The sequence below is a fragment of the Flavobacterium calami genome, assembly GCF_038290035.1.
Classification (GTDB): domain Bacteria; phylum Bacteroidota; class Bacteroidia; order Flavobacteriales; family Flavobacteriaceae; genus Flavobacterium; species Flavobacterium calami.
Genome location: NZ_JBBYHS010000006.1, coordinates 16,554 through 30,038 on the forward strand (window position 1 = coordinate 16,554; position 13,485 = coordinate 30,038).

Below are 13,485 nucleotides of genomic sequence, written 5' to 3' on the forward strand. Positions count from 1 at the left end.
CATTGAATATTTGAATTATTTAAGCCATACACGCATAAGCGAAGACAGTTGTTCTACATTGACAGGTTTGGTCATATAATCTGAGGCACCAGATTCTATACAGCGCTGTCTGTCTCCTTTCATTGCTTTTGCCGTTACTGCAATAATAGTCAGATCTTTATGCCTGTGGTCATTCCGGATACGTTTCATTGTTTCGTAGCCATCCATTTCGGGCATCATGATATCCATCAGGACAATATTAATATTTTTATCGCTATTTAAGATCTCAATTGCCTCCTGACCACTTTCTGCACAAATAACATTCAATCCGTATCGTTCTAAAGCTGTAGTCATTGCAAACAGATTACGTACATCATCATCTACAAGTAGTACTTTTTTGCCGGGCAATACATCTTCTTTCAGATAAAACGCCTCTATAACCTCTCTCATTGCCTGAGGTAATTCTTTATGGACACGATGCATAAATAAAGCAGTTTGGTCTGTCAGTTGTTCCATTGAGGCAGCACTTTTTGTAATAATACTATGGGCAAATCTGTTTAGTTTTAATTTTTGTTTTTTGGTCAAATCACCAGCGGAATGTATAATTATAGCCGTTTCCTGACCCGCAATATTATTTTCGAGATCTGTAATAATATCGAGTCCGCCTGCATCGGGTAATACCAAGTCTAATATAATACAATCAAACGATTTTTCCTGTATGAGTTTTACTGCTTCCGCAAGTGTTTTGGCTGTAAAAATCATAATATCATCCCCCTCAACAGCCTGAAGGATTCTGTCTAATTCAGCCTGATTATCATCAACTACTAAAAGATTTTTTATTTTTTTATTTTTAAAATCATGGATATCATTAAAAAGATAATTCAGCGAATCATTTTTTACCGGCTTAAGGAAAAAGTTTCGTGCACCTCGTTTTAATCCTTTATTTCTTTCATCTTCCCCGGAAATAATATAGACTGGAATATGGCGCAGATTAAAATCTGTTTTGAGCCTGTCGAGGATTTTCCAGCCGCTGGTGTCCGGCATATTAAGATCCATCGTAATGGCATGAGGATGAAACTGATGGATAAAATCTATCACATCGTTTCCTTTCGTGGTTACAATGGCCTTAATTCCATTTCTATGCGCCTGTTCTACCATAATTTTAGCAAAAATGATATTGTCCTCGGCGATTAATAATATCTTATCATCTGGTTTAATGTCAGTCCTGTCATCGCCTACTTCATCCACAAAAAATAAATCTATATCTGATTTATTAAACTTTTCGGATGGTAATGATTTGATACGGCCTTTTCCGTCTGTTTCATTATCTTCGTCTACGTCAATTTCGTTTATTTCTGAAATGTTCGCATATTTTAAAGGCAGGAATAAAGTAAACTTACTTCCGATATTAGTTTCACTTTCCAGCTCAATACTTCCACCCAATAAATCCGAAAGTCCGCGGCTTATAGACAATCCCAAACCAGTACCTCCGTACTTACGGCTGGTTGAACCTTCTGCTTGCTGGAAGGCTTCAAATATGATATTTTGCTTTTCTTTTGAAATTCCAATTCCGGTATCAGAAATCTCGAAAGCTACTACCGCTTCTGCTTTTTCAAGGCTCGGATTACTGATTTTCCAGTTATTGTCTGCTTTGTAAATTTTAAGCTGCACTTCGCCTTTTTCAGTAAATTTAAAGGAGTTTGACAAAAGATTCTTCAGAATTTGATTCAGCCTTTGCGAATCTGTTTCTATCAATTCCGGAAGATCTTCATCCATACTGATTTTGAAACGCAAATGTTTAGCCTCAGAAATAGGGTTAAAGGTAGACTCAACAAATCGACTAATCTCTGCAAAACTAATCGGATTGTAATCTATCGAAATGTAACCGGATTCAATTTTGGAAAGATCAAGAATATCATTAATAAGCTGAATAAGGTCATCCCCGCAGGAATTGATGGTTTTGGCAAACTGAATCTGTTTTTCGGATAAATTTCCGTCCCGGTTTGCAATCAATTCGTTGGCCAGAATCTGCAAACTGTTTAATGGCGTTCTAAGCTCATGTGACATATTCGCCAAAAACTCCGATTTATATTTGGAAGTTAAAGTGAGCTGATCTGCTTTTTCTTCTAATGCTTTTCTGGCAACCTCTACTTCCTGATTTTTCAACTCCACTTCCTCTTTTTGATTGGCCAGCAAAATAGCTTTTTCTTCTAGTTCTTCGTTGGTGTTTTTCAGAACCTCCTGCTGACTTTTCAGCTCGTTTGCCAAAGATTGCGACTGCACCAGTAATTCTTCCGTTCTCGAATTAGATTCAATCGTATTCAATACAATACCGATACTTTCTGTTAAACCTTCAAGGAAATCCAGGTGTGTTTCACTAAAAGTATCCAATGAAGCCAGTTCTATTACCGCTTTTAATCGTCCCTCAAATAACACCGGTAAAATGATAACGTCCTTAGGTTTTGCATCCCCTAACCCTGAATTGATTTTGATATAATCCTTAGGAACATTACTCAAAATAATTCTTTCTTTTTCAAGAGCTACCTGTCCGATAAGTCCTTCTCCCATTGCGTATTGCGTAAGTGATTTTTTTCTTTTAATATACGCATAAGACGCAATCAGGTTCAGTTTGGAATCCATGAATTCTTCGTCTTCCTGTAAAATATAAAAGAGTCCGTGCTGCGCTGTTACTACCGCCGCCAGTTCTGAAAGGATTTTCTTAGTCACCGAATTCAGTTCTTTTTGTCCCTGAAGCATCTGTGTAAATTTCGCCAGATTCGATTTCAGCCAATCCTGTTCCTGATTTCGTAATGTGGTAGCTTTCAGATTCGAAATCATCTGATTGATGGTATCTTTTAAAGCCTCAACCTCACCTTTGGCTTCAACACCAATCGTTCGGGTTAAATCTCCCTGTGTCACCGCCGATGCCACCTCAGAAATCGCACGTACCTGCGTGGTAAGATTTGCGGCAAGCTGGTTTACGTTTTCAGTCAGGTTTTTCCATGTTCCGGAAGCTCCAGGTACATTGGCCTGACCTCCCAGTTTTCCTTCTGCCCCAACCTCACGTGCCACAGTGGTTACCTGATCGGAGAAGGTGGCAAGCGTATCAATCATTTCGTTAATAGTATCTGTCAATTGTGCCACTTCTCCTTTAGCGTCTATCGATAATTTTTGTTTCAGATTACCTTTGGCTACTGATGTTACAACCTTCGCAATTCCACGCACCTGAGATGTTAAATTTGAAGCCATTACATTAACTGAGTCCGTCAAATCTTTCCAGGTTCCGGCTACACCTTTTACTTCAGATTGTCCTCCAAGTTTTCCTTCTGTACCTACTTCACGTGCCACACGGGTTACCTCAGATGCAAACGAATTCAGCTGATCTACCATGGTATTGATCGTATTTTTGAGTTCAAGGATTTCTCCTTTTACATCAACCGTAATTGGTTTGGAAAGATCCCCATTTGCAACTGCCTTGGTTACATCTGCAATGTTACGCACCTGATCTGTTAAGTTGGATGCCATCTGATTCACCGAGTCGGTCAAATCTTTCCACGTTCCGGCAACTCCGGGTACGAAAGCCTGTCCTCCTAGTTTTCCATCAGTACCTACCTCACGTGCCACACGTGTAACCTCGGATGCAAAGGCACGCAGCTGATCCACCATCGTATTTACCGTTTCTTTCAGCTGAAGCATTTCCCCACGAACGTCGGCCGTAATTTTTTTCGACATATCTCCGTTGGCTACAGCAATTGTTACCTCAGCAATGTTACGCACCTGAGTGGTTAAGTTACCTGCCATCTGATTTACTGAATCGGTCAAATCTTTCCAGGTTCCTGCAACTCCCGGCACATTGGCCTGACCTCCCAGTTTTCCCTCTGTTCCAACCTCACGGGCCACACGGGTTACCTCGGATGCAAATTCACGAAGCTGATCCACCATTGTATTCAGGGTTTCTTTCAATTGAAGAATTTCTCCACGAACGTCCACCGTAATTTTTCTGGACATATCTCCATTTGCTACGGCAATCGCTACATCGGCAATATTACGAACCTGAGCGGTAAGATTACCTGCCATCTGATTCACCGAATCGGTCAAATCCTTCCACGTTCCGGCAACTCCGGGCACATTGGCCTGACCTCCCAGTTTTCCTTCTGTTCCTACCTCTCTTGATACCCTGGTTACCTCCGAAGCAAAACCTCGAAGCTGATCCACCATGGTATTTATTGTATTTTTTAACTCTAAGATTTCTCCTTTTACGTCAACAGTAATCTGGAGTGATAAATCGCCTTTTGCCACCGCAGTAGTTACTTCGGCGATGTTACGTACCTGACCCGTTAAGTTCGAAGCCATCTGATTCACCGAATCGGTCAAATCTTTCCAGGTTCCTCCAACCCCTTCTACCTGAGCCTGACCACCCAGTTTTCCTTCAGTTCCTACCTCACGCGCCACACGAGTAACCTCGGATGCAAACGAGTTCAACTGCCCCACCATTGTATTGATGGTGTTCTTCAACTCCAGAATCTCTCCTTTGGTATCAACTGTAATCTGACGGGATAAATCCCCTTTTGCTACCGCTGTTGTTACTTCCGCAATGTTACGCACTTGTCCTGTTAAATTCGATGCCATCTGGTTTACCGAATCGGTCAAATCTTTCCAGGTTCCGCCAACTCCTTTCACTTTTGCCTGACCTCCGAGTTTTCCTTCGGTTCCTACCTCAAGTGCCACACGCGTAACCTCAGATGAAAACGAATTCAGCTGATCCACCATGGTGTTTATCGTTTTCTTAAGTTCCAGAATCTCTCCTTCAGCAACTGCTGTAATTTTTTTCGAAAGGTCACCATTTGCAACAGCAGTAGTCACCTCAGCAATATTACGCACCTGACCTGTTAAATTCGACGCCATCTGATTCACAGAGTCGGTTAAATCCTTCCAGGTTCCACCCACACCTTTTACTTTTGCCTGACCTCCCAGTTTTCCTTCAGAACCTACCTCACGCGCCACACGGGTTACCTCGGCACCAAATGAGTTCAGCTGATCCACCATGGTATTGATGGTATTTTTCAATTCCAGAATTTCTCCTGCTACGTTTACTGTAATTTTTTTCGAAAGGTCACCTTTCGCAACAGCGGTTGTTACCTCTGCAATGTTACGTACCTGTCCCGTTAAATTTGATGCCATCTGGTTTACCGAATCGGTCAAATCTTTCCAAACTCCTCCAACTCCTCGAACTTTTGCCTGACCTCCCAATTTTCCTTCGGATCCTACTTCAACAGCCACACGGGTCACCTCAGATGAAAATGAGTTCAGCTGATCCACCATGGTGTTAATCGTATCTTTAAGTTCTAAGATTTCTCCTTTTACGTCAACGGTAATTTTTTTCGAAAGATCTCCTTTTGCTACCGCTGTGGTTACATCGGCAATATTACGTACCTGACCAGTTAAGTTACTTGCCATCTGGTTTACGGAGTCCGTTAAATCTTTCCAGGTTCCGCCGACACCTTTTACCTGTGCCTGACCTCCCAATTTTCCTTCGGTTCCTACCTCACGCGCCACACGGGTTACCTCAGAAGAAAATGAGTTCAGCTGATCCACCATCGTATTAATGGTATTTTTCAATTCTAAGATTTCTCCTTTTACATCAACGGTAATTTTTTTCGAAAGATCCCCTTTAGCTACCGCTGTGGTTACATCGGCAATGTTACGTACCTGTCCTGTTAAATTCGAAGCCATTTTATTTACTGAGTCGGTCAAATCTTTCCAAACTCCTCCAACACCACGAACTTTTGCCTGACCGCCTAATTTACCTTCTGTACCTACCTCACGTGCTACACGGGTTACCTCCATTGAGAATAAGTTCAGCTGTTTTACCATTCCGTTTACCTCTTTGGCAATTCTTAAAAACTCTCCCTGAAGTGGGTTTCCCTCAATCGAAAGGGGCATTTCCTGAGATAAATTTCCTTTGGCTACCGAGGTGATTACGTGCGCAATTTCAATGGTAGGATGCACCAAATCTGAAATCAGAGTATTAACCGAATCAACACAGGAACTCCAGGAACCTCTAGCGCCGTCAAGCGCTACCCTGTTTGTTAACTTTCCTTGCTTTCCAATGCTTTTTCCTACCTTCTGAAACTCAAAAACCATTCTTTCGTTAAGATCAATAATTTCGTTTAAAGTTTCACAAATCGATCTTTTTGTTCCGTTTTGATCGGTTGGAAAACGCTGACTGAAATTACCATTTTTAACCTTAAGTAAAATTTTCAAAAACTCTGCATCATTCAATATAGACTCTTCTGAATCGGTTTTCTTCGTTTTTGTTTTTAAAGACTTTTCCCCCGAAACAACCGGAAGTACCAATACACTTTCAGCATTTACAGTGCTGCTTTTTTTTATTTTTTTCATACTTCAGTTCTTTTATAGAATGATTAAAAAAAATCCTGAAACCTTAATAATTAAAACTCAAATTTCAATTTAAATCAACCGATTTATATGTTTTCATCAAATAATATTTTCCTTAAATGGAATTGCACGAAAGCATCCATAGAATCTGATCTTTTTGAATTATCAGTATAATTTAAAGGTTTAATGATATAACCAGAGATCCCTAACTGTTCTGCTTCAAACCTGTCGCTGCCTTCTGAAGAGGTAGTCATAATAAAAACTTTTAAATTCTTTAGTTTTTCATCTTCCCTAATAACTTTTAAAAACTCTATCCCGTTCATTCTGGGCATATTGACATCTAGAAGAATAACATCCGGAATCAGTCCTAACTCGGAATCCCGAAGAATTTTCAGCGCTTCGATTCCGTTATAAGCGGTGTGAAGTTCATATTCGCTTTCTATTTTCTTTAAAGAACGTTCTACACTTATAATATCCAGTTCATCATCTTCAATGAGCAAAATTGTTGGTTTTTTCATAATTTAATTATTTCTCCATGTGAAAATAAATTCGGTGCCTTTGCCTAATTCCGATTTAATCGTAATCGTTTCCTGCTGATCGTCAATTATTTTTTTTACGATAGCCAAACCCACTCCGGTACTTTCCTGCTCGTCCTGTTCCCGAAGTGTCTGAAATATTTCGAATATTTTTTGATGATATTCTACAGCAATTCCAATCCCGTTGTCTTTTACCGAAAACTCATAAAAATCAGGGAATACTTTACAATTAACTTGAATTATTCCTCCCTCCTGAGGGGTGTATTTAACCGCATTGCTTATCAGATTGGCAAAAACCTGTTCGAGTTTAATACGTTCAGTAAACAAATCAGGCAGATTACCAATTTCTAGTACAAAAGTCCTCGGAACAATAGAATTTGCAATCTCCTGAACCAATGTATTTGTATTTATTTTTTCGGGTTGGTTTTTAAGGTTTAAACGGGCATAATCCAGCAATCCGTTGATGAGGGCTTCCATTCGCTGCGTTTTTTGAGGTATTATCTTTAAATACTTCTTTACTTCCTGCGAGAGTTCATGGCCGTAATCTTCTTCAATCCATGTTGTTACATTATGAATTCCTCTGATGGGTGCTTTCAAATCATGAGAGACGACATAGGCAAATTTATTGAGTTCGTTATTTTTGTTTTTTAGCTCCAAAATATTTTTGTCCAGTTTTTCAGACATGGTATTAAGTGAAATAGCCAGAGCAGATAATTCATCATTGCGGGTATCTTTTACGCTGGTAAATTTGCCCTTCGAAATATTTTCAGCCAGATTTACCATAGAATTAATTCGTTTTGTGGTAATTAATATGATAAATACAGTGCTGAAAATTCCGACTACAATAGTCAGTATAATAAAAATGAGCGAAAATGTACGGGCATGATGCAAGGAAGTCAGCAGTCTTTCAGTATGATGGCTTCTTTTTTTATATTCGATTCGGTCGAACCTTAAAAATTTAGCAGTGATTTCATCATTTATTTTTTTACCGACCTGTTTCTTTAAAGCATTTTCAAAAAGATTTTTATACGATTCCGAAGATTGTTTTCGCTCATGAATTAACAAAGATGAATATTCGAGCCAGTTATTATGCATGGTATGAATTGAATCTAATATGATGCGCTGTTTATTATGACTCCCAATTCGAAGTTCTTGCTCTTGTAATAGTTTCGGTACACTTTTAAGTCCTTTATAGTATGAGTCTAAAAACACCTCATTATCTGTCAACAGATACCCTCTGAAAGCGCTCTGCATTTCAATAATTGCCCTGTGGGTTTTATTAGAATTCCGAATTATTTCTTCTGATTTGGCCAGAAACTGTGAATTGCGCTGAACCTTTCTGGACAACATATAGTTGGTATAAGAGTCTGCGACAGACAACAAAATTATCACGGTAAACGCTAAAAGTATTTGAGTAGATAATTTCATTACTAAAAATATATTTACCAATATGTTATAGCTAATAAATATAATAAAAAAACATTCCTAAATCTATATTTTTTACTTTTATGATAATTTCTAATTTACCTTCAAAAACCAACAGCCATGCAAAAATTAACCAAAGAAGACATTTCCCAGGAGGTATTCGATTTGTACGATGACTACGCCCACAACAAAATTGAACGAAGACAGTTTATTGAAAGATTATCTCTTTTTACTGTCGGAACGCTTACTCTCCCTTCGCTTTTAAGTTTTATGATGCCTAATTACGCAGATAGCATTTTAATACCTCCAACTGATCCAAGATTACAAACACAATACATCAACTATGATTCTCCAAAAGGCGGAGGCAGTATTAAAGGCCAATTGTCTCAGCCCGCAGAAGCCAAAAAAAAATTACCCGGAATTATTGTCGTACATGAAAACCGCGGATTAAATCCTTACATTGAAGATGTTGGAAGAAGAGCTGCGATGGAAGGCTTTATCACGCTGGCACCTGATGCGTTGTCGCCATTGGGCGGTTACCCCGGAAATGATGATGCAGGACGTGAGCTTCAAAAAAAGAGAACCCGCGAGGAAATGCTGGAAGATTTTATTGCTGCGTATGATTACCTGAAATCACACAAGGACTGTAACGGTCACGTCGGTGTTGTCGGATTTTGCTTTGGCGGATGGATTTCGAATATGATGGCCGTTAAAATACCATCTTTACCGGCAGCCGTTCCATATTATGGCGGACAGCCTACAAAAGAAGATGCCGAAAAAATAAAGACTCCGCTCCTCCTACACTATGCTGGCCTTGACACCCGTGTAAACGAAGGATGGCCCGCTTTTGAAGAAATACTTAATAAAAACAAAGTAGAAAACACGGCTTGTTTTTATCCGGGAGTCAACCACGGTTTTCATAACAATACAACACCGAGATACGATGAAGCAGCCGCAACTTTATCATGGAAAAGAACTATTGACTTTTTTAAGGAGAAGTTGGTGAAAAAATAAAACGAATGCATAAATTTATTTTTCATAAAACAATAGAAATAAAACAGTTAAAATAAACTGTTATTTTTACGAGGGAATAAACACTATGTTTTTATAACATTTTTCAAAAAAAGAGTTAATTTAGTACAACAGCTTTGCCAGTTTTTAGAACATGTCAAAGCTGTTGTTTTCTAATATAAATTCTAAAAAAGCTTTTCAGTAAAATAATAAATTAATAATACGCAAAATGAGATTAGAAGATTTTGATAATGATGAGGATAAAGTAATTCAGGATCGTTTAAAACAAAAAACGTGGAATGAAATCAGGACCAATGACAGTTGGGCAATTTTTAAAATCATGGCCGAATTTGTAAACGGATACGAAAGCATGGGACGTATTGGTCCTTGTGTATCTATTTTTGGATCTGCAAGAACAAAGCCCGATGACAAATATTATTTACTGGCAGAAAAAATTGCCTACAAAATTAGTAAAGCAGGTTACGGTGTCATTACAGGCGGAGGTCCCGGAATTATGGAGGCAGGGAACAAAGGCGCTCATTCAGGAGGCGGAACATCTGTTGGTCTGAATATCGAATTGCCTTTTGAACAGCATTTTAATCCGTATATCGACCATGATAAAAACCTGAATTTCGATTACTTTTTTGTACGAAAGGTAATGTTTGTAAAATATTCACAAGGATTCGTAGTAATGCCGGGTGGGTTTGGAACTTTAGACGAAATGTTCGAAGCGATTACCCTGATTCAGACCAAAAAAATTGGCAAGTTTCCAATCATATTAGTTGGGGTTGAATTTTGGTCCGGATTAATCGACTGGGTAAAAACAGTTCTGGTTGAAAAAATGCATACTGTAAGCCCCGATGATTTAAACTTATTCAAAATTGTAGACACTGAAGATGAAGTGGTTGAGGTTTTGGATAAATTCTACAAGAAATACGATTTAAGTCCAAACTTTTAATCTTTCCCACCATATAAGTGATATAAGTTTATTTAAACGTGAATCATATAAACTAAAAAAACTTATAATTTCTTAAATCACTTATATAGTAAAATTACAAAAAATGAGAGCTGTTTTTTTAAACAGCTTTTTTTATACTATTTTTACAATAAAACCGATATAGTACTATGCCGATAACTTAAGTCATATCCTAATTTAAAGCCATCATTGAAATCATTTTTTAAAATTGTTCTCTTCGTTTTTGTTTTGATGTCCTCATTAAAACAATATGCACAACATCAGTCTAAGATGGAAGTGGCGGTGAATCTTGAACTCAAAACACTGCATGTAAAACAGGATATTATTTATCATAATACTTCAAACGACTCTTTGGATTCTATTGTTTTAAACGACTGGAATAATGCTTTCTCTGATAAAAATACTCCGCTGGCACTTCGGTTTTCCGATGAATTTTACAAAGGTTTTCACTTAGCCAAACCCGAAGAACGTGGAAACACAACGGTTCTTGATCTGACAGATACGCAATTCATGGCTCTGGAATGGCAAAGAACCATTGAAAATCCTGATTTTATTGTAATTAAACTGAAAAACAAATTAGCTCCCAACAGTAAAATTGATTTGCATCTGACTTATATTTCTAAAATTCCAAGCGATAAATTTACGCATTACGGCTATACGCAAAATGGCGGAATGGCTTTAAGAAACTGGTTTTTGAGTCCAGCCCGTTATGAAAATCATAGTTTTATAAAATATCATAATCTCAATCTTGATGACATCGCAAATGCTGTGACTGATTATGAATTAGAAATAAAAGTTCCCAATCAGTATAGCATTACCACAGATTTGGATTCTGTATCAAAAAACACTTCCTCGCAAACATTCAGTAGCTACATTTTTTCAGGAAGCAAAAGAACCGATTTTAATTTATTTATCGAAAAACAAAACACTTTCAATAGTTATAACAATGGCGAACTTGAAGTTGTTTCGAATTTAAAAAACAAAAGACTCAACGAGATACAAAAAGCAATAATTATTAACAGGGTAATCACTTTTGCTAATGATTTTATTGGAAAATACCCGCATAAAAAAATTACCGTTTCCCAGGCAGATTATGACCGAAATCCTTTTTACGGACTTAATCAGCTGCCATCATTTATCAGTCCGTTTACTGATGAATTCATGTTTGAAATTACTTTCTTAAAAACCTATTTAAACAATTATCTTCAGTACAGTCTTCGCCTTGATCCGCGAAAAGACAACTGGATCTATGACGGAATCCAGATTTATACGATGATGAAATTCATGGAAGAAAACCACATGGATCAAAAAATGCTGGGCAGGCTTTCGGAAATGAAACTCTTTAAAAGTTACAACATTACCAATCTGACATTTAACGAGCAGTACAGCTATTATTACATGCTCATGGCCCGAAAAAACCTGGATCAGCCATTGGGAGATCCAAAAAACACACTCATTAAATTCAACGAGCAGATTGCCAGTAAATATCGGGCAGGATTGAGCCTGAGTTATCTCGACGATTATTTAAACCATAATATTGTGCCTGAAAGTGTTCAGGAATTTTATAACCTAAACAAAACACAACAGGTAAACCGATACGATTTTGAAAATATACTGACCCAAAAAAGCCCCAAAAAAATTGATTGGTTTTTTGAAACTATCATTGGTTCACGTGAGATTATCGATTATAAATTTGACGATGTTTCCAGAACCAAAGACAGTATTCGTTTTTCGATAAAAAACAAAACAGACATTTTTGTTCCGATTCCTGTTTATGGTCTTAAAAAAAATAACATCGTTTTCAAACAATGGATTGAGCCTAAAAGCAATGATTCTGTATATGTTTTCGAAAGAAAAAATGCAGATAAAATTGTTTTAAATTACGATAATGAAGTTCCTGAATACAACCAGAGAAACAACTGGAAATCGTTAAAAAGTCTGGTAATTACAAATCGCCCTATCAAATTTAATTTTGCAAAAGATTTAGAAGATCCATATTACAATCAAATATTATATGTCCCAACAGTTGCTTATAATTATTATGATGGTATTGCGCCCGGAATCCGTTTTCATAACAAAACGATTTTAGACAAGCCGTTTACGTTTGATATTAATCCTTCTTACTCTATTAAGGCCGGAACATTTTCGAGTTCATCTGCTTTTTCGTTGAATCATTATTATCGTGACAGCAGACTATATAACATCAGATATTCTATCAGTCAGAATTATTTTCATTATGCTCCAGATGCTACCTATTTCAGACTAAATCCGATGGTGCAGTTTCGAATTCGGGAAGAAGATTTCCGAGACAACCGAAAGCAATTTATCATCGCCCGTCAGGTAATTGTAAATCGGGAAGCGAGTGAATACATAACCGACAATTCAAGCCCTAATTATTCTGTTTTTAATCTTCGTTACCTGAATACCAAAACCGAATTGATTAATCATTTTAGTTTTATGACCGATGTACAGTTTTCAGGAGATTTCGGAAAACTAGCCGGAGAAATTGAATACAGAAGGCTTTTTGAAAACAATCGCAAATTAAATGTGAGATTGTTTGCCGGAGCTTTTTTATACAATAGGACAAATTCAGATTATTTCAGCTTTGGTTTAGACCGCCCTACCGATTATTTATTTGATTATAATTTTTACGGAAGATCTGAAAGTACCGGATTTTTCAGCCAGCAGTATGTCATGGCCGAAGGTGGTTTTAAATCTATGATTGAACCACGATATGCCAACCAGTGGATGACCACTTTAAACACAAGTTATTCGATATGGAACTGGATTGAAGCGTACGGAGATCTGGGTTTTACAAAAAATAAACAGCAAAGCGAACACTTTGTTTATGACAGTGGTATCAGACTGAACCTTGTACAGGACTATTTTGAACTTTATCTCCCGGTTTATTCTAATAACGGATGGGAAATTTCTCAGCCAAAATACAACGAAAAACTCAGATTTGTTATCACCTTGTCTCCCAAAACATTAGTCAATCTTTTTACCCGAAAATGGTTTTAATTATTCATTTTTTAAACAAAAACATAAATTATTATTAGCATAACATTGTTTTTGATGAAAATCACTCAAAAAAAATACGTAGTTTTTTGAATTTAGCTACAAATAATTAAATTATATTTATTTTAATGAATTATGATT

At 37.4% G+C, this 13,485-nt stretch carries 6 protein-coding genes; 3 read left to right on the forward strand and 3 right to left on the reverse strand.

Going from position 1 to position 13,485, the window contains the following annotated elements; genetic code table 11:
- Positions 1–15: 15 nt before the first annotated feature.
- The 3 genes from AAEO57_RS06540 to AAEO57_RS06550 form a co-directional block, all read right to left on the reverse strand.
- Positions 16–6,381, reverse strand: coding sequence for a HAMP domain-containing protein (locus tag AAEO57_RS06540; protein WP_341690773.1), 6,366 nt, complete (start codon positions 6,379–6,381; stop codon positions 16–18).
- Between the two features lie 83 nt (positions 6,382–6,464).
- Entirely contained in the window at positions 6,465–6,896 is a 432-nt protein-coding gene (locus AAEO57_RS06545; RefSeq protein ID WP_341690775.1) for a response regulator, read from the reverse strand.
- Positions 6,897–6,899: 3 nt separating this feature from the next.
- On the reverse strand, positions 6,900–8,342 hold the full coding sequence (locus AAEO57_RS06550; RefSeq protein ID WP_341690777.1) for a sensor histidine kinase: 1,443 nt from the start codon (positions 8,340–8,342) through the stop codon (positions 6,900–6,902).
- Between the two features lie 117 nt (positions 8,343–8,459).
- Between AAEO57_RS06550 and AAEO57_RS06555 the strand changes: the two genes are divergently transcribed.
- From AAEO57_RS06555 to AAEO57_RS06565, 3 genes are all read left to right on the forward strand, one after another.
- On the forward strand, positions 8,460–9,353 hold the full coding sequence (locus AAEO57_RS06555) for a dienelactone hydrolase family protein (protein WP_341690779.1): 894 nt from the start codon (positions 8,460–8,462) through the stop codon (positions 9,351–9,353).
- A 226-nt stretch (positions 9,354–9,579) separates the two neighbouring features.
- The gene (locus AAEO57_RS06560; RefSeq protein WP_341690782.1) at positions 9,580–10,308 is read left to right on the forward strand and encodes an LOG family protein; all 729 of its coding nucleotides are present in this window, start codon (positions 9,580–9,582) and stop codon (positions 10,306–10,308) included.
- A gap of 288 nt (positions 10,309–10,596) precedes the next feature.
- Positions 10,597–13,347: a gluzincin family metallopeptidase gene (locus AAEO57_RS06565; RefSeq protein WP_341691113.1), complete on the forward strand. Its 2,751-nt coding sequence runs from the start codon at positions 10,597–10,599 to the stop codon at positions 13,345–13,347.
- Positions 13,348–13,485: the final 138 nt, after the last annotated feature.

What these genes read in the sequence shown, in the direction of transcription:
- AAEO57_RS06540 (WP_341690773.1), bottom strand. Translation starts at nt 6,381, where the DNA reads ATGAAAAAAATAAAAAAAAGCAGCACTGTAAATGCTGAAAGTGTATTG.
- AAEO57_RS06545 (WP_341690775.1), bottom strand. Translation starts at nt 6,896, where the DNA reads ATGAAAAAACCAACAATTTTGCTCATTGAAGATGATGAACTGGATATT.
- AAEO57_RS06550 (WP_341690777.1), bottom strand. Translation starts at nt 8,342, where the DNA reads ATGAAATTATCTACTCAAATACTTTTAGCGTTTACCGTGATAATTTTG.
- AAEO57_RS06555 (WP_341690779.1), top strand. Translation starts at nt 8,460, where the DNA reads ATGCAAAAATTAACCAAAGAAGACATTTCCCAGGAGGTATTCGATTTG.
- AAEO57_RS06560 (WP_341690782.1), top strand. Translation starts at nt 9,580, where the DNA reads ATGAGATTAGAAGATTTTGATAATGATGAGGATAAAGTAATTCAGGAT.
- AAEO57_RS06565 (WP_341691113.1), top strand. Translation starts at nt 10,597, where the DNA reads ATGGAAGTGGCGGTGAATCTTGAACTCAAAACACTGCATGTAAAACAG.